A 17722-nucleotide genomic window follows, 5' to 3' on the forward strand; every position below is an offset into this window, starting at 1 on the left:
CACTCGGTGTGGACAAGAAGACCCATCAGGAGAACGGCCAGAAGTCGGTCACGCTGATCAACCCGCACACCTTCCCCGGCATGGCGGAGGCCACCCAGGCCGATCTGGAGGCGGTCTGCCGGGCCGTCAGGGAGCTGACCGGCTCCTCGCCGCTGCCGCCGAGCCGGATCCGGCTGCAGCACGGACGGACCACCGTCGAGATCGAGTGGCCCATCGCCGAAGGGCCCGCGCCGCTGATCGCGGCGCCCGCCGAGCAGTCGGCGACGGCCGGCGCCGCCGACGGGCCGGAGCCGGAGAGCGGGCTGCGGTACGTCTGCGCCCCGATGGTCGGCACCTTCTACCAGGCGCCCGAACCGGGCTCCCCACCGTTCGTCTCGGTCGGCGACCTCGTCCGGCCGGGGCAGACCGTCGGGATCCTGGAGGTGATGAAGATGATGAGCCCCATCGAGTCGGAGGTGGCCGGCCGGGTGGTGGAGCTGCTGGTGCCGAACGCCACCCCGGTGGAGTACCAGCAGCGGCTCATCGCCCTGGAACCGGTGGCCGAGGGGTGAGCGCGATGTTCAGCACCGTCCTGGTCGCCAACCGGGGCGAGATCGCCCTGCGGATCGCCCGCACCTGCCGGGAACTCGGGCTGCGGACCGTGGCCGTGTACTCCACCGCCGACCGTGACTCGGCGGTGGTCCGGTTCGCCGACCGGGCGGTGCGGATCGGGCCGCCGCAGGCCAGGGGCAGCTACCTGCACGTGCCGTCGATCATCGAGGCGGCACTCGCCACCGGCGCCGAGGCGATCCACCCCGGCTACGGCTTCCTCTCCGAGGACCCGGACTTCGCGGAGATCTGCCAGGCGCACGGGATCGCCTTCATCGGGCCGCCGCCCCGGGTGATCGAGCAGCTCGGCGACAAGGCGATGGCACGGACGCTGATGGCCGAGGCCGGGCTGCCGGTACTGCCGGGCAGCACCGGCGCGCTGGCCACGCCGGGGGAGGCCAGGGCGACCGCGCAGCGGGTCGGCTACCCGGTGATCCTCAAGGCGGTGGCGGGCGGCGGCGGGCGTGGAATGGCCGTGGTGCGCAGCGCGGACGGCCTGCTGCTCGCCTACCACTCGACCCGGGCGCACGCCCGCGCGGTCTTCGGCGACGAACGCGTCTACCTGGAGAGGTACATCGAGGACGCCCGGCACATCGAGGTACAGGTGGTCTGCGACCGGCACGGTGCGGCCGTGCACCTCGGCGAACGGGACTGCTCGGTGCAGCGCAGACACCAGAAGCTGATCGAGGAGTCCCCGGCGCCCAACCTGCCGCAGGAGCTGCGCGAGCGGATCTGCGCGGCCGCGGTGCGCGGTGCGCTGGCGGTGAACTACGTCGGGGCGGCGACCTTCGAGTTCGTCCTGACGCCGGACCACCGGTTCTATCTGATGGAGATCAACTGCCGGCTCCAGGTGGAGCACCCGGTGACCGAGATGGTCACCGGGATCGACCTGGTCAGGGAGCAGATCACCATCGCCGCCGGGCTGCCGCTCTCCTTCCGCCAGGAGGAGGTGCGGCCGCGCGGGGTGGCCGTCGAGTGCCGGGTCAACGCGGAGGATCCGAGCCGGGGCTTCGCACCGACGCCCGGCCTGCTGACCGAGTTCGTCCCGCCGGGCGGGCCGTTCGTCCGGGTGGACACGCACGCCTACCCCGGCTGGCCGGTCGGTCCGGACTACGACTCGCTGCTGGCGAAGACGATCGTCTGGGCACCGGACCGGGCGCAGGCGCTGGCCCGGATGGACCGGGCGCTCGGCGAGTTCCGGATCGACGGTCCCGGGGTGCGGACCACCGGCGGCTTCCTGCGGGAGGCGCTGGCCCGCCCCGAGTTCCGGGACGGGACGCACACCACCGGCCTGGTCGCTCGCATGACCGAGGAGCCGGCGCCGGCCGCCGGTTGAGCGCCCGGGGGACCCGGATCGCGGACGACCACCCGCCGCCGTGGGTGGCCGTCCGCGCGCTCCCCCGCGGGCGGCGGACGGTGGGCGGACTCGCCGGACCGGCGCCGCGGAGCCGGCACCCCGTCGGCCCGGGGTACCGGCTCCACCGTGTGTCTGGGTCAGTTCAGCGGCACCGTGCTCTCGAAGGCGTGCAGGTAGGGGTTGACCGGGCCGATGTGGCCGATGCACAGGCCGGCCTCGGTCATCAGGTCGACCATGCTCTGCTTGGAGTGCTTGGCCCCGCCGACGTTGAGCAGCAGCATCAGGTCCATGGCGGTGGTGAAGCGCATCGACGGGGTGTCGTCGACCAGGTTCTCCACCACCACGACGCGGGCTCCGGGCCGTGCCGCGGCGACGACGTTGCGCAGCGTCCGGCGGGTGCTGTCGTCGTCCCACTCCAGGATGTTCTTGATGATGTAGAGGTCGGCTTCGACCGGGATGGCGATGCGGCAGTCCCCCGGCAGCAGCCGGATGCGGGAGGCGAGCGGGCCGCCCTCGCGCAGCCGGGGATCGGCGTCCTCGACCACCTTGGGCAGGTCGAGCAGTGTGCCCCGCAGCTGCGGGTGCTTCTCCAGCAGGCTGGCCAGGACGTGGCCCTCGCCGCCGCCGATGTCCGCGACCGTGCCGACCCCGGTGAGGTCGAGGTAGTCGGCGAGTTCGGCGGCGGACTGGCGGCTGGAGTGGGTCATCGCCCGGTTGAACACCGTCGCGGAGTCGAGGGCGTCGTCGTGCAGGTAGTCGAAGAACTCCTTGCCGAAGATGTCGGGGAAGACGTTCCGGCCGGAGCGGACCGCGTCGTCCAGACGGGGCCAGGCCTCCCAGGTCCACGGCTCGGTGCACCAGAGGGCGATGTAGCGCAGGCTGTTCGGCTCGTCCTCGCGGAGCAGGCGGGACATCTCGGTGTGGAGGTACCGGCCGTCCTCGGTCTCGGCGAAGATCCCGTAGCAGGACAGTGCCCGCAGCAGACGGCGCAGCGGCGCCGGCTCGGCGCCGACCACGACCGCGATTTCCTCGACGCTGACCGGGTTCTCGCCGACGGCGTCCGCGAGTTCGAGCCGGGCCGCCGCTCGGACGGCCGCGGCGCAGGCGGCGCCGAACACGATCTCGCGCAGGCGCATGGCCGGAGACGGCGACGAACTTCCGCTTGACGACGATGAGTTGGCGATACCGGTGCTGATCGGAGTGGTCAGCTTGGCGGCGGTCTCCTTGACCGCGGTCGGATTGACGGTGGGGGTGGACGGTGCCGTGTGCATGAGGCCGCCTTTCTGTGTGGAACGGTCAGCACTGGCCGGCAGGTTCGGAGACCTGGCACTGGTTGCGGGCGAAGGAGTTGCCGGTGCCGGTGTCGCGGATGGCGATGTCGGCCGGGCCGTTGCCGCGCACCGTGTTGTCGGCGACCGTGATCCGGGTGTTGGGCGCACCGACGAAGCTGTGGAAGAGGACGATGCCACCGGACATCGACGACTTGCCGGCGTTCTCCTCCACCCGATTGCCGGTCACCGTGGTGTCCTCGGCGCCGGTGAGCAGGATGCCGATGCCCTGGACGACGTCCAGGCGGGGGGTTTTCGGACAGAACTTGTTGTTGGCCCGGACCAGGTTCTGCCGGACGGCCAGGTCGCCGACCCGAGGTACGCCCTCGTCTCCGACCACGAACACCCCGCCGCAGTTGCCCGTGATCACGTTGGACTGGACGGTGAGCTCCCGTACCCGGCGGACCACGACGCCGAGCCGGTTGTCCGAGAGGCGGTTCTCGCCGATCACCGTGCCCTTGGTGAAGACGGGCGGGACCTTGCCGTCCGCCACGTTCGCCACGAAGATCCCGGCCTGGCCGTTGCCGCGGGCCTCGTTGGCGCGCAGCTCGGCCCGGGTGGACTGCTCCTGGCTGATGCCCTGCTCCCCGTTGTCCCTGACCAGGACGGCGTGGACGGTCATCCTGTCGGTGCCGTAGGCGTTGATGCCGTTCTTGGGGAATCCGGCGACCGTGAGCGCCTCGATCCGTACGCCGGTGACCGGGTGTTCGGCCGTACCGGTGACGCACAGGCCGTGGCCGGCCTTGGCGCAGGTGTTGCCGGCGCCACCGGCGGACTTCCCGGGTGCGGTGATCACCGTGGCCTCTCCGGTGCCGCGGAGGGTCAGGTTCGAGGTGGTGACCAGGACGCTCTCGCGGTAGGTGCCCGGGAGGATCTGGACGGTGTCACCGGGCTTGGCGGCGTCCACCGCCCGCTGGATCGACTCACCCGCGTGGACGAGCCGGGTGGTCGGGGACACGGAACCGCCGGCCGGCCCGGGAAGCCCCGTGACCAGACCGACGGCGAGGATGGCTGCGACGCCCGCCAACTGCGGGATCCGGCACGTGGGCATGGGTGATGACCTGCTTTCGGGGATTCGGCTGCATTGGCTCTACTGGGGCTCTAATGGGGCTCTACTCGGGCTCTACTGAGGCTTGACTCGGCCGGCGGCCGGTCGGGGCTGGGGTTCCCGACCGCCCTGGGCCACCTAATCGAAGCTATGGGCGCCCCTCGGCACCTGCCACTTCTGCTCCTCCGGCCGTGCGGCCCCGCCCCGGAAAAGGGACACGGCGTCAGTACACTCCGACGCCGTACGCGTTCAGCGCGGCCGTGACGGGCTGGTAGAAGGTGGTGCCGCCGACGCTGCAGTTCCCGTTGCCGCCCGAGGTGAGGCCGAGCGCGCTGTGGCCGGCGAAGAGCGGGCCCCCGCTGTCGCCCTCCTCGGCGCAGACGGTCGTCTTGATCAGCCCGCGGACGGTGCCCTGCAGGTAGTGCACGGTGGCGTTGAGGCCGGTGACCGTACCACTGTGCACGTGCGAGGTGCTGCCGCTGCGGCTGACGGTCTGTCCGACCGACGGGTCGGCGGCCTTGGCGACCGTGCGGGTGGTGCCGTCGTAGAGGTCGACGGCGGAGGCCGGGACACTGCCGTCCGTGTACTTGACCAGGGCGTAGTCGTGGTCGGGGAAGGTGGAGCCGACGGTGTCGCCGATCGGGTCGTCCTGGGCCTCGGTGGCGTACCAGGTCGAGGCGACGTTCCCGCAGTGGCCGGCGGTCAGGAAGTAGTAGCCGTCGCCGCTGAGGCCGCGGACGTTGAAGCCGAGCGAGCAGCGGTACCCGCCGCCGTAGATCGCGTCGCCGCCGTCCACCCTGGTGCTGAACACCCCGGGTACCCGCTCCACCCGGACGGCCGGGCCGAGCTGCTCCACCGTCCGGGTGAGCCGGTCGAGGGCGGCGCCCCGGACGGTGGAGTCGGCCGACACCACCACCTGGTCGGTGACCGGGTCGACGGCCCAGGCGGTGCCGGGGACGGCGGCGCTGCGGTCGAGCTCGGCGGTGGCGGCGGCCAGCTGCGCGGCACTGCGGGCCACCAGCCGGGGGACGGCTCCGGCTTCCTGCACCCGCCGGGAGTCCGCCGCGTCGGTGATGGTGACGACCGGTCGGCCGGAGGCGTCCAGGTACGAACCGGCGGTGCGGTCGTCGCCCAGCTGCTGCTGGAGGCCGGCGGCGAGCGCCGCGGCGGCCTCGCCGGTGGGGGTCAGGGTGGGAAGGGCGGCCGCGGGTGCGGGCAGCGCGAGTGCTGTACCGGCGAGCAGCGTGGCGGCCGCCGCGAGGAGGGCGGCGCGACGGCTGGTACGGCGATTGCTCATCAGGGCTCCCTGGATGCCTGGGAAGAAGGGGGTGGGCGGACACCCGGAGGGCGCCCCGGATCGGCCGGGGCCTCCGGGCGGCCGTGGCGGGTGCCGGGCGGTTCCTGCTGCCGAATATCGGGGCAGGGACCGAGGTTGGCGACCCGGTGAGGCAGTCGGCGGATGCCCGGTCGCGGCAGCCGACGAGGGGTCACGGCCGGGACTCCCGGTCCGCCTGACCCGCACGCACCGCCCCGGACCCGCGCCCGGCCCGCGCCCGGGCACGGCCGGTGCCGGGTGTGCCGGGTCCCGGCGGCGGCGCGGCTGTCGGAGGCGGGCGGGGTGCGTGCCGCTCGGGTGTGTGCCCGCCGGCTCGCCGGGGAATCGACGGGTTGCCGACCGGGCCTGTGGCCGGCCGGGAACCACCGGGTGGCGCGCCGTGTCCTGTCTCCTGGTGGTCAGACCGCATCCGGCGATGGAGGTTCGACGTGACTGGGCCCGCGGGTGGCAACGGGGGGCAGGGGCTGCTGGCCGCGGCCGGAGTGCTGCTCCCGGACGAGCAGGGGCGGATTCTGGTGGTGCGGCTCACCTATGACCACAAGCACCCGATCGCGATTCCCGGCGGCGGCTGGGAGCCGTCCGACGAGTCGCCCCGGCAGACGGCCGTCCGGGAGATCACCGAGGAGCTCGGAGTGGTGCCCGAACTCGGCCGACTGGCGTGCGTCGACTGGTCGTTGGGGACCGCTCGACCGCCGATCGCGGCCTACCTGTACTGGTGTGCGCCGCTGCCTGGCTCCCGGCTCTCCGCACTCCGGCCGCAGGCGACGGAGGTCGGCGGCTGGGCCTGGCTGACCAGGCCCCAGATCTCCTCGGCGCTGCCGCCCAGGCTGTCCCGGCGGGTCACGGCCTGCCTCACCGCACCACGCGACGCCGGGCCGCTGGAGCTGGAGGACAGCCGTCCGGTCGGCCACACCGTCGCCCATGTGCCGCCGGTCCCGCCCCCGCCGTACACCAGGGCCGCCGGTCTGGAGCTGGCCGGCGGTGGCGGCACGGCGTCGCGGCGGCCGCCGCTGGGGCGGGAGGAGTACCTGGCCTCACTGCCCAGGATCCGGGCCAAGGCGCGGATGCTGTTCACCGATGCGGCCGGGCGGGTGCTGCTGGTGCGCCTGCGCCCGCTCGAGGACCGGCCGTACTGGACTCTGCCGGGCGGCAGCGTCGAGGCGGACCGCGAGATGCCGAGGGCGGCGGCACGGCGGGAGATCCGCGAGGAGCTCGGCTGGGACCGGGAGCCGGGCCGCCTGCTGGGGCTGGACTGGTCGGCGGGCCCGGGCGGCCCGGCGGCCATGGTCTACGTCTTCGACGGCGGCGAGGTGACCGCGGACCTCCTCGGGCGGATCCGCCTGCAGCCTCAGGAACTGGTGGAGTGGGGGATGTTCACTCCGGCCCAGGCGCGGGAGGTCCTCTCCGAGCACGCGCTGAGCAGACTTCAGGCCTGCCTGGCCGTCCGGGAGGCAGGGAGCGGCGGCGGGCCGGCGGAACTGATCTGCGGCCGGTCGGTCTGAGCCGAGGGGTGGCCTGCGAAGCCCCGGCCGAGCGAAGGGGCAGCCCCCGGCCGGGTGGCCGGGGGCTGCCCCACCGTACGGTGGATATCGTCTACTGCCTTGCCTGTCAGACCAGTTGGTGGTGGCGGCTGATGTTCTTCTCCAGCAGTGCGAGGGATTCGGCGACGCCGATGCTGTCGGTGGTGAACTCCGGCAGCCGGCCGTCCGCCTTCTTCAGCTCCACCAGGGCCTGGTCGATCGCGCTGTGCGCGGCGAACAGGCAGGGAGTGCTGTAGATCGCCACGTCCACGCCCAGATCGGTCAGTTCGGGCAGGGAGAGCCGGGGGGACTTGCCGCCGGCGATCTGGTTGAACAGCAGCGGCTTGTCCCCTATGACGCCGCGGACCTTGCGGATCCAGTCCACACTGCGCACACCGTCGACCAGGATCACGTCGGCGTCGGTCGCGGCCAGGGCCTCGGCACGGCGCAGGATCTCGCGCTCCTCGGTGGCGTCGGTACGGGCCACGACCACCAGGTCGCGGCGCGCGGCCAGCACCATCTCCAGCTTCTCCAGGTACGTCTCCAGCGGAAGCACCTGCTTGCCGTCGACATGGCCGCAGCGGCGGGGGCGCTGCTGGTCCTCCAGGATCACCCCGGAGGCGCCGATGGCCTCCAGGCTCTGGACCACGTGGCAGGCGGTCTCGGGGTCCACGTAGCCGTCGTCGATGTCCACCAGCAGGTGCTGGCGGGGGAAGGCCAGCCGGAGCCGCTGCACGAAGGCGACGATGTCCGGCCAGGCGATGTAGCCGATGTCCGGCAGGCCGTAGTGCGAGGCCGCGAAGCCGAACCCGGAGATGAACATCCCGTCGTAGTGCTGGGCCGCCAGGGAGGCGGAGAACATGTCGAAGACGCCGATCAACGGAGTGGTACCGGGCTCGGAGATCGCTTCTCGCAGCCGAATCGGGTGATGCACGGGGTCCTCCAGCAGATGGTGTTGGTGCCCGATGCGCGCCACCGGTACGCCGTGCGGGGCATACCGGTGGCATAGGCGGGGAAGGGGCGGCAGGTGCGGTCCGCTGCCGTTCCGTCCCCCATGAATCTAGGTAAAGGGATGGTCATGAACAACACTCGAAAGGTAATCAAATGGGAGGCTATATCGAGTTGACATGGATAGCTCAGGTAGATAGCTCCGGCGGAGCCGGGGTCACCCGGCCGGGAGCGCGTAGACCTTCGAACCCAGGCGCGCGAACGCCAGCCTTCCGTCCGTGCTCAGGTACCAGTCGTTGTACATGACGGGGTTCGACGGGTCCTCGAAGGTCCACTTGAGCCGGCCCGACCTGGCGTCCACCGCGTACAGCCCGTTGTGGGCCCCGCCCGGGACGAACAGGGTGCCGCCCGCCAGCACCGGCTGGCTGGTAAGGCTGGGCTCGTGGGGCAGCGCGCAACTCCAGCGCTTCTTGCCGGTCTCCGCGTCATAGGCCAGGACGGCGTCCGTCCCGTCGCTGGTGTAGACCGTGCCCTCGGCTGCCAGCACCGGGGTGAACCGGCCGGCATAGGACTTCAGCCGCCACTGCTGCTTGCCGTCCGCGAGCCCCACCGCCTGCAGGTCGGCGTCGTCGGCCAGGCAGTACAGCCGCTTGTCGTCGCACCAGACCGGCCACGGTTCGATGGTTCTGGCGTCGACCTGCCACAGCTCCCGGCCGTCCTTGACGTCCCTGGCGACGATGCCCCCGTTGCCGCGGCTGTGCAGCAGGACGCCGCCGGTCGCCCGGCCGGTGGAGATGCTGGCCTGGGGGTCCTGATCGGGCTGGGCCCACTTGATGTTGACCCGCGCCGGGTCGAACGCCAGCACCATCTGGTCCCCGGTCGACTCGTACTGCTTGGTGACCATCACCTTCACGTAGACCGCCTGATCGTCCGCGGCCAGCAGCTGGGTCACCTGGATCACCTTGCCGTCACTGCCCCAGGCGACCCGCGAGCCCACGTCGTTCCGCCCGCTCTTCGGATCGATCGCGGCCGCCCCGCGGAGGAGGGTGAGCAGCTGACCGCCGCCCGCGATGCAGTGCGCCGCCGACAGGTCGGGCCGGGCCCAGCGCACGCTGCCGCTGCCGGCGTCCAGGGCGGTGATGCCGGTGCCGGGCACGTAGACCGTGTCGGTCAGCACCAGCGCCGACCGCTGGGCCACCACCGGGTCGGTCGAGGTGTACGTCCAGACGGGCTGCGGCGCCTGACCCGCGGCCTGGCCGCCCGAGGGCCCCGGCGCGGGTTTCGGCTCCGGCTTCGATCCCGGGCGCAGCAGCGCCCAGGCGGTACCACCCGCCGCCGCGGTGGCCACCAGACCGCCGCCCGCGAGGAAGAGCCGTCGGGACACCCGCGGTGCGGGCGCGGGCGTGGGAGCGGGAGCCTGCGTCGGTGCCCACGCCGGCGAGGCCGCCTGGGCGGCCATGGGCTGGGCCGTGGGCATCGGCGGCACGGCCATGGGCGAAGGGGGCATGGGCGCGGGGGCCATGGGCGCGGGGCCCGGCGTCCGCGCCTGGTGGCCCAGCCGCATGGTTCCGGAGGCCGGGTTCGGCAGGTCGGTGCTGGTCGGTGAGTACACCGCGTCGGGCGGGGCGGTGTACTGCGGCGGCTGTGCGGGAGTACCCCGGCTCGGCGTCTCCATGTCCATCACGGACGAGGCGTGCGTGGCCAGTGCCGAGGCGACCGGAGCGGGCAGCCAGTTGCCGGCGGTGGCCGCCGGGGTGCCTTCGGGCAGCAGCCGGGCGGCGAGCTCCAGCGGGGCGGGCCGCCGAGCCGGGTCCTTGGTCAGGCAACTCTCGATCACCGTCCGGAGGCCGGCGGGCAGTTCGCGCAGCTCGGGCTGGTCGTGGACCACCCGGTACAGCTGCGCCGCCACACCCGACTCGCCGTCGAAGGGGCCGTGCCCGCTCGCCGCGTACACCAGCACCGAGCCGAGCGAGAACACGTCACCGGCGGCACCGATCGGCCGGCCCATCGCCTGTTCGGGGGACATGAAGCCCGGCGAGCCGACCACCACCCCGGTCTGGGTGAGGCTGTCGCCGTCCAGCGCCCTGGCGATCCCGAAGTCGATCACCCGGGGGCCGTCGGCCGCCAGCAGGACGTTGGAGGGCTTGAGGTCACGGTGCACCAGCCCGGCGCCGTGGATGGCGTGCAGGGCCTCGGCGAGCCTGGCGCCGAGCGCCCTCACCGACTGCTCCGGCAGCGGTCCGTACTGCTGGACGGCCTCGGTCAGCGAGAGGCCGAGCACGTACGCGGTCGCGAGCCAGGGGGTCGGCGAGTCGGGGTCGGCGTCCACCACGGGGGCGGTGTACGCACCGTCCACCGCCCGCGCGGCGTCCACCTCGCGGCGGAACCTGGTCCGGAACTCCCGGTCCTCCGCCAGTTCGGACCGCACCACCTTGACCGCGACCGTCCGCCCGCCCGCCGAACGGGCCAGGTACACCCGGCCCATCCCGCCCGCTCCCAGCCTGGCCACCAGCCGGTACGGGCCGATCGCGTCCGGATCGTTGGCCTCCAGTGGCTCCATGTGCTGTTTCCCCGTCCCCGTGGTGATCGTTACTGCTGACTGTCCGCCCGCAGATCGTACGGGCCGTCAGCACGGCACGGTCACGCGGAGGGTGTCCGGGGCCGGTGCGGCGCCGGGCGCGGGCGGGCCCGCACCCGGCGGGGGATCAGGCGGCGGCCGGTGACGCGCTGTCCGTGGCCAGCTTGACCGCCAGGGCGCCCAGCACGGTTCCCATCAGGTAGCGCTGCGCCCGCAGCCAGCCGGGCCGGCGTCCGAGGAAGAGCGCGATGGTTCCCGCCGCGAGGACGACGACCAGGTTCACGGCCAGGCTGACGGCGATCTGGACACCGCCCAGGAGGAACCCCTGCAGCAGCACGTGCCCCGCCCGGACGTCGATGAACTGCGGAATGAGCGAGAGGTACATGACGGCGGCCTTCGGGTTCAGCAGATTGGTGAGCAGGCCCATGGAGAACAGCCGCCGCGTCGAGTCGGGCGGCAGTTCCTGCGGGGTGAAGACCGACAGGCCGCCCGGCTTGAGCGCCTTCCAGGCGAGCCAGGCCAGGTAGCCGGCCCCGGCGAGCTTCACGGTGAGGTACAGCGCCGGGACCGCCACGAAGACGAGCGACAGGCCGAGGTTGGCGGCGCTGAGGTAGACCAGGAAGCCGACCGCGACCCCGGCCAGCGAGACCGCTCCCGCCCGCCGTCCCTGGGTGATGCTCCGTGAGACGAGGTACATCATGTTGGGCCCGGGCGTGAGCACCATGCCGAGAGCCACTGCCACTACGCCGAGGACCGCGTTGGTTCCGATCATGAAGCCAGGATCGGCGGTGGCGAGTGTTCAGCACCAGCTCGCATTTCTTCATGCATCGCTTTAGCACCGCTACATCCATGGCCCGTGTCGGGTGCAGCGGCCGGCGCCGGCAGCCGGGCCGGGGACCTGGACTCGGACTCCGCACCGAGTAGGTCGCCGGCCAGGCCTCCGGCACCATCCACCGGGCGACCGCCGGGGGCGGTGCCGTCGCCCGCAAGTGGTGCTACCGCCCGGCGGGGCCGGGGAGTTCGAAGATCCCGTAGCCGAAGCCTTCGGCGCTGACTCCGTCCGCCGTCACGATGACGCCCCGGGCTTCCAGGGCGCGGGCGCCCGCGAGTCCGGGGTGCGCGAAGTAGGCGGGCTGCCGACGGGGGTTGACCACCACCAGATGGCTGCCGCCGCGCAGGTGGACCAGCGGGTACCCGGTGTGCAGCACCTCGACGTCGCCCCGGCTGCCGAGCGCCGGGGTCGCCCTGCGCAGCGCGATCAGGCGCCGGACCAGGTGCAGCACCGAGTCGGGGTCGGCGAGTTGGGCCGCCACGTCCGGCCTGCCGGGGTCGGGGTCGAGGGGCTGGTAGAACCGGTCGGCGGCGGCCGTGGAGAAGCCGGCGCCGGGGCTGCCGTCCCACTGCATCGGGGTGCGGGAGCCGGCCCGGTTGTTGGTGGGTTCCAGCAGGCTGCCCTCCTTGTCCGGCAGCCCGGGGACGAACCGCATGCCGATCTCGTCGCCGTAGTAGATCGCGGGCAGGGTCGGCCAGGTCAGCAGGAAGGCGAAGGCGGCGCCGAGTTGCCCGGGCGTGCGGGAACCGGTGGCGAGACGGTTGTAGTCGTGGTTGGCGGTGGGCAGGATGACGTGCCCCGGACCGGGTGCGCCGGAACCCGGTTCCACCGCCGTACCGGTGGCGCGCCAGGCGGCGATGAACTCGGCCATCGAGCCCCGGCCCAGCGGGTCGAAGTAGCACGGTCCCGACTCCCAGGACGCCGAGGCCATCCCCTCGCCGTTGTCCCAGAGCGAGGTGATCGCCCGGCCCGCGAAGTGCAGGAAGAAGTCGGCGTGGAAGCCCGCGGGCAGGGCGAGTTCGGGCCGGCCCCACTCCGAGATCAGCACCGCGCCCGGGTGGGTCCGCTCCAGCCAGGCCCGCTGCTCGCGCCAGAGCTTCGCCGTCTCGGCGCGGTCCGGGTCGTCCTTGACCAGGGAGTACGCCATGTCGACCCGGAACCCGGCGACACCGGTGCGCAGCCAGTGGTCCATGATCTCGCGCAGCGCGGCGCGGTTCTGCTGCGGCCCTTCGGCGTCGACGGGCTGACGCCAGGGCTCCGCCTCGTCGCCGCGGGCGTACCCGTAGTTGAGCGCCGGCTGGAAGTCGAAGAAGTTCGGCAGGTAGTAGCCCGGGCGCCGGCCCGGGGAGGGGACGAACCGGCCGCTCTGCCGGTCGGCCCAGATGTAGCGCTGGTCGGCGGGGTCGTCGGCGGCGGCCAGGAACCAGGGGTGCCGGTCGGAGGTGTGTCCGGGGACCAGGTCGAGCAGGATCCTGATCCCGCGCCGGCCGGCGGCGTCCACCAGCGCGGCGAGGTCCTCCCGGGTGCCGTAGCGCGGGGCGACGGAGAAGTAGTCGCAGACGTCGTACCCGGCGTCGCGGAACGGTGAGGCGAAGCACGGCGAGAGCCAGACCGTGTCCACGCCCAGCCAGGCCAGGTGGTCGAGGTGCCCGGTGATCCCGGCGAGGTCGCCGATTCCGTCGCCGTCGGAGTCGGCGAAGGTCTGCGGGTAGATCTGGTAGAGGACGGCGTCGGCCAGCCAGGCGGTCCGGTTCGCGGGGCGGCCGGTGGTCGGCTCCGGTGATGGGTTCGTCATCGCGTGCCGTACTCCCTTCCACGGGGACAGTCCGAGGCCAGTCTCCTCCGCCACCGCTCCGGGCGCTGCCGGTTCGGGGGATGGCAAGCCCCCCGTGCACCGTCCCGGCATCCGACACCCTGTCGGAGCCGGCCGGTCCGCCGGGTCGCCACAGGTCCGGCCGGGCCGGACGCCCGGGGCCCGTGCAGCTTCGGGTGTCCGTCATGGCCGGGCGAATCCTCGTTGAACATCGCTCCGGTCACAGGACCGGTCCGGGGAGATCCGATGAAGGACTGTTAGGAACCCTTCCTTACCGGCAACACTGCCAGCAGCATGACCGGCTGACGGGCAATCGGGTTGCCTGGTCACAGTTCCGAGGAGGCCCCGCGCAGTAGCCCCGAAGAGCCTCTACGGCGAGCAACTCAGCCAACGGGGCGGCATGTTGAGACTGCCCTCGAAGCACCGGGTGCGCTCAGGCGCTCCCCTGGCACATCGTCCCGGCAGTGAGCCGGGAGATCCCACCAAACCTGCTGCTGAAGCATTCTGGAGGTCCGGATATGACGGTTCGTCGCAAGTCCACGTCACACCGCCGCGCGGCGGCCGCCGCCTCGGCCGTACTCGCCGCCGCACTGCTGACCGCGGGCACGGCCGACGCGGCCGAACCGGCCGGCGGTACGGCACGCGCGAACGGTCCCGCCTGGAGCGGGCAGTTCACCGGGTACGGAAGTTCCTCCTGGCGCGCCGCCTGGGGCGTTGCCGCCGAAGGCTCCTGGGGCGGCTCGCAGCTGCGCGCCGTCACCTCCCCCGGGGCACCGGGCGACGGATCCGCCCTGCAGGTGACGTACGGCGCCGGTTCCTCCGCCAACTCCTGCACGGACTGCCCGAATCCCGGCGGCGGGCAGTTCTACACCGACCTCAAGGCACTGGGCCTCGCCGGGCTGGCCGGATCGGCGACCCTCGACCTCAAGTACTACGTCAGGTTCCCGGCCGGGCAGGACTGGGGCAAGGCCGGCAAGCTGCCCGGCCTGTACGGCGGCAGGATCGGCGACGAGTCCGGTGGCAACCACGGGAACGGCTGGTCGACCCGGTACATGTGGCGTGGCAACAGCTCCGCACCGGACAACGGCGAGGTCTACCTCTACACCCCGACCAACTCCGGCCCCACCGGCTACGGGGTCGATCTCGGCGTCGGCACCTGGAAGTGGGCCCCTGACGGGAAGTGGCACAGCGTCGAGCAGTCTGTGAACCGCGGCACCGGCGACATCACCGTCTGGTACGACGGCAGGCAGGTCTTCGCGGCCCGCAAGGCGGCCACCGGGATCGGCTCCATCCCGTTCAGCGGGGTGTTCTTCTCCACCTTCTACGGCGGTCATGACACCAGCTGGGGCCCGAAGACCACCCAGCACGCGTACTTCGCCGACTTCTCGCTCTCGGCGAGCGTCCAGCACTGACGCTCCGGGGGCTGCCGGAGTGGCCGCCGATGCGGGAGCGCTGTCGGGCTCCCGCATCAGCGGCGCGGGCGTTCGAGACGCACCAGGGCGTCGATCGCCTCGGTGCCCGCGCCGTGGGCGGCACCGACCGGACGGCGGACGCGTTCGGCCCGGACCATGTGCAGCCGGCGGTCCGAGAGGTCCTCCCGGACGTCCTCCGGCGTGAAGAGCACGGCAGGGTCGCTGGGGCCGCCGCCGCCCTCCGTGAGGTTGGTGGTGTCATGGCCGACGACCAGCAGGGTGCCGCCGGGTGCCAGGGCGTCGGCGGCCTGCCGTAGTACGGTGCGGCGCTGTTCGCCGGGGAGGTGCAGGTACACGACCAGCACGAGATCGTGGGCGCCGGGCTCGGGGACATGGTCGCGGACGTCCGCCTCGACCCAGGTCAGGCGGGACGCGACCGCGGCCGGCAGGCGCTCGGCGAGGGCGCGGCCACGGTCCAGCGCGACCCGGGAGAAGTCGACCGCGGTGACCCGCCAGCCCAGCGTCGCCAGCCAGAGGCTGTTGCGGCCCTCGCCCGCCGCCAGGTCGAGCGCCCGGCCCGGCGGGAGGTCCTGGCACTCGCGCCGTACCCAGCGGTTGGGCTCGGTGCCCCACACCAGCTCGGCCGAGTCGTAGCGCCGGTCCCAGTCCTGGCTGTCCATCATCCCGACTCCCGGTCTCTCCGCCCTGCTGTCCGGAGCCCGAGCCTACGCGGCGCGACTGTCGGCCCCGGCGCCAAGCCGCGTGGCCTCGCCGTCCGACGGTCACACGGACGGTGCCGGCGGGCGCACTCCGAACACATGGGCACATACCGGTGGAATGCCCCGAAAGCAGCAATTCGTCCGCGTCGCGGTTTGAATCGGTTCAAGGGTCCGACCAGGCCGGCGGGCAGGAGCGCTACGGTGATCGGGTTCCGGACGCCGCTGTGAGGGCAGGCTCGGCCCGTGGCGGCGGCCCCGTCGGCGACCGGTGACCGGTGACGGTGATCCGGTGCTCGATGATGATCGTCGGCACCGTACGGTGTTGACCGTCGTGAACGAATCGCGATCGGCGCGGCCTGGCCGCGACCGGCACGAACTACCCGCGCGGGCACGGATGGAGCACGTGCCCGCGCCCGATGACGAGAGGTTCCTCCTCATGGCTCAGCAGGTGCGCGGCGTGATCGCCCGTTCCAAGGGTGCCCCGGTACAGGTCGAGACGATCCTGGTCCCGGACCCCGGTCCGGGCGAGGCGCTGGTGCAGGTCCAGGCGTGCGGGGTCTGCCACACCGACCTGCACTACCGGGAGGGCGGGATCAACGACGAGTTCCCCTTCCTGCTCGGCCACGAGGCGGCCGGCGTGGTGGAGGCCGTCGGCGAGGGGGTGACCGAGGTCGCGCCCGGTGACTTCGTGATCCTCAACTGGCGGGCGGTCTGCGGCAACTGCCGTGCCTGTCTGCGCGGACGGCCCTGGTACTGCTTCAACACCCACAACGCCAAGCAGAAGATGACCCTGCTCGACGGGACCGAGCTCTCCCCCGCGCTGGGGATCGGCGCCTTCGCCGAGAAGACCCTGGTCGCCGCCGGGCAGTGCACCAAGGTCTCGCCCGAGGCCTCGCCCGCCGCCGCCGGACTGCTGGGCTGCGGCGTGATGGCCGGACTCGGTGCCGCCATCAACACCGGCAACGTCCAGCGGGGCGACACCGTCGCGGTGATCGGCTGCGGCGGCGTGGGCAACGCCGCCGTGGTCGGCGCCAGGCTGGCCGGCGCGGCGCGGATCATCGCCGTGGACGTCGACGACCGCAAGCTGGACACCGCGCGCAAGCTCGGTGCCACCCACACCGTCAACGGCCGGTCCGAGGACACGATCGCGGCGATCCAGGCGCTGACCGGCGGCTTCGGCGCCGATGTGGTGATCGACGCGGTCGGCACCCCGGAGACCTACCGTCAGGCGTTCTACGCCCGCGACCTGGCCGGAACGGTGGTCCTGGTCGGTGTGCCGACCCCCGAGATGAAGCTGGAGCTGCCGCTGCTGGACGTCTTCGGCCGGGGCGGCTCGCTGAAGTCCTCCTGGTACGGCGACTGCCTGCCCAGCCGGGACTTCCCCATGCTCATCGACCTCTACCTGCAGGGCCGCCTCGACCTGGACGCCTTCGTCAGCGAGACCATCCAGCTGACGGACGTGGAGGAGGCGTTCGCCCGGATGCACAAGGGCGAGGTCCTGCGCTCGGTGGTGGTCTTCTGATGGCCGCCCTGTCCCCCCGCGTCGAGCGGCTGGTCACCTCCGGCACCTTCTCGCTGGACGGCGGCACCTGGCAGGTCGACAACAACGTCTGGATCGTCGGCGACGACACCGAGGCGCTGGTCATCGATCCCGCGCACGACGCCGAGGCGGTGTACGCGGCGCTCGGCGGGCGCCGCCTGGTCGCGATCGTGTGCACCCACGCGCACAACGACCACATCGCCGCCGCGCCCGCGCTGGCCGAGCGGACCGGTGCTCCGGTCCTGCTGCACCGCGAGGACCAGGTGCTCTGGGAGCAGACCCACCCCCGGCGACCGGTGGACGGCGATCTGACGGACGGGCAGCGGCTGGCCGTCGCGGGCATCGAGCTGACGGTGCTGCACACCCCCGGCCACGCGCCCGGTGCGGTCTGCCTGTACGCCGAGGACCTGGGCACGGTCTTCACCGGCGACACGCTGTTCGCGGGCGGCCCCGGGGCGACCGGCCGGTCGTTCTCGGACTTCCCGACCATCATCGAGTCGATCCGGGAGCGCCTGCTCTCCCTGCCGCCGGAGACCGTCGTGCGGACCGGCCACGGCGACTCGACCACGATCGGGGCCGAGGCCCCGCAGCTCGACGAGTGGATCAAGCGCGGCCACTGACGGCCGTCCGGCTGTCGCGGCCCTCCGAGAAGCCCTTCCGCTCTCGGAGGGCCGTTCCGCGTTCCCGGCCGTTCCGTCGGTAC

The 17722-nt window shown here is 72.6% G+C and carries 14 protein-coding genes; 6 read left to right on the top strand and 8 right to left on the bottom strand.

Going from position 1 to position 17722, the window contains the following annotated elements; translation table 11 throughout:
* Positions 1 to 8: 8 nt before the first annotated feature.
* The gene (locus ACSMTC_RS05215; protein ID WP_436558454.1) at positions 9 to 551 is read left to right on the top strand and encodes an acetyl-CoA carboxylase biotin carboxyl carrier protein; all 543 of its coding nucleotides are present in this window, start codon (positions 9 to 11) and stop codon (positions 549 to 551) included.
* 5 nt (positions 552 to 556) lie between these two features.
* A complete protein-coding gene (locus ACSMTC_RS05220; protein ID WP_436558455.1) occupies positions 557 to 1924 on the top strand; it encodes an acetyl-CoA carboxylase biotin carboxylase subunit in 1368 nt (455 codons plus the stop codon).
* A gap of 158 nt (positions 1925 to 2082) precedes the next feature.
* Here the strand turns inward: ACSMTC_RS05220 and ACSMTC_RS05225 are convergent, their stop codons facing one another.
* From ACSMTC_RS05225 to ACSMTC_RS05235, 3 genes are all read right to left on the bottom strand, one after another.
* Complete coding sequence (locus ACSMTC_RS05225) at positions 2083 to 3081, bottom strand: methyltransferase (RefSeq protein WP_436564601.1); 999 nt, start codon at positions 3079 to 3081, stop codon at positions 2083 to 2085.
* Between the two features lie 160 nt (positions 3082 to 3241).
* The gene (locus ACSMTC_RS05230; RefSeq protein WP_436558456.1) at positions 3242 to 4324 is read right to left on the bottom strand and encodes a right-handed parallel beta-helix repeat-containing protein; all 1083 of its coding nucleotides are present in this window, start codon (positions 4322 to 4324) and stop codon (positions 3242 to 3244) included.
* A gap of 220 nt (positions 4325 to 4544) precedes the next feature.
* Positions 4545 to 5618, bottom strand: coding sequence for a S1 family peptidase (locus ACSMTC_RS05235; RefSeq protein WP_436558457.1), 1074 nt, complete (start codon positions 5616 to 5618; stop codon positions 4545 to 4547).
* A 467-nt stretch (positions 5619 to 6085) separates the two neighbouring features.
* On the opposite strand from ACSMTC_RS05235, the gene ACSMTC_RS05240 reads away from it, so the two are divergent.
* Positions 6086 to 7159, top strand: a complete 1074-nt coding sequence (locus tag ACSMTC_RS05240) for an NUDIX hydrolase (RefSeq protein WP_436558458.1) — start codon at positions 6086 to 6088, stop codon at positions 7157 to 7159.
* Between the two features lie 106 nt (positions 7160 to 7265).
* Here the strand turns inward: ACSMTC_RS05240 and ACSMTC_RS05245 are convergent, their stop codons facing one another.
* From ACSMTC_RS05245 to ACSMTC_RS05260, 4 genes are all read right to left on the bottom strand, one after another.
* Positions 7266 to 8111: an isocitrate lyase/PEP mutase family protein gene (locus tag ACSMTC_RS05245; RefSeq protein ID WP_436558459.1), complete on the bottom strand. Its 846-nt coding sequence runs from the start codon at positions 8109 to 8111 to the stop codon at positions 7266 to 7268.
* Between the two features lie 231 nt (positions 8112 to 8342).
* Complete coding sequence (locus ACSMTC_RS05250) at positions 8343 to 10685, bottom strand: protein kinase domain-containing protein (protein ID WP_436558460.1); 2343 nt, start codon at positions 10683 to 10685, stop codon at positions 8343 to 8345.
* A gap of 145 nt (positions 10686 to 10830) precedes the next feature.
* Positions 10831 to 11475: a LysE family translocator gene (locus tag ACSMTC_RS05255; protein WP_436558461.1), complete on the bottom strand. Its 645-nt coding sequence runs from the start codon at positions 11473 to 11475 to the stop codon at positions 10831 to 10833.
* A gap of 223 nt (positions 11476 to 11698) precedes the next feature.
* On the bottom strand, positions 11699 to 13330 hold the full coding sequence (locus tag ACSMTC_RS05260; RefSeq protein ID WP_436558462.1) for an alpha-amylase family glycosyl hydrolase: 1632 nt from the start codon (positions 13328 to 13330) through the stop codon (positions 11699 to 11701).
* 536 nt (positions 13331 to 13866) lie between these two features.
* On the opposite strand from ACSMTC_RS05260, the gene ACSMTC_RS05265 reads away from it, so the two are divergent.
* Entirely contained in the window at positions 13867 to 14760 is an 894-nt protein-coding gene (locus ACSMTC_RS05265) for a polysaccharide lyase (protein WP_436558463.1), read from the top strand.
* Between the two features lie 56 nt (positions 14761 to 14816).
* Here the strand turns inward: ACSMTC_RS05265 and ACSMTC_RS05270 are convergent, their stop codons facing one another.
* Positions 14817 to 15440, bottom strand: coding sequence for a class I SAM-dependent methyltransferase (locus tag ACSMTC_RS05270; RefSeq protein WP_436558464.1), 624 nt, complete (start codon positions 15438 to 15440; stop codon positions 14817 to 14819).
* A 475-nt stretch (positions 15441 to 15915) separates the two neighbouring features.
* Between ACSMTC_RS05270 and ACSMTC_RS05275 the strand changes: the two genes are divergently transcribed.
* Both ACSMTC_RS05275 and ACSMTC_RS05280 read left to right on the top strand, forming a co-directional pair.
* Positions 15916 to 17001, top strand: a complete 1086-nt coding sequence (locus tag ACSMTC_RS05275) for an S-(hydroxymethyl)mycothiol dehydrogenase (RefSeq protein ID WP_436558465.1) — start codon at positions 15916 to 15918, stop codon at positions 16999 to 17001.
* Positions 17001 to 17639, top strand: coding sequence for an MBL fold metallo-hydrolase (locus tag ACSMTC_RS05280; RefSeq protein WP_436558466.1), 639 nt, complete (start codon positions 17001 to 17003; stop codon positions 17637 to 17639). Before ACSMTC_RS05275 ends, ACSMTC_RS05280 begins: the two co-directional genes overlap by 1 nt.
* The last annotated feature ends 83 nt before the right edge of the window (positions 17640 to 17722 follow it).

It is taken from the genome of Kitasatospora sp. HPM-01-4, assembly GCF_051374625.1.
GTDB lineage: Bacteria > Actinomycetota > Actinomycetes > Streptomycetales > Streptomycetaceae > Kitasatospora.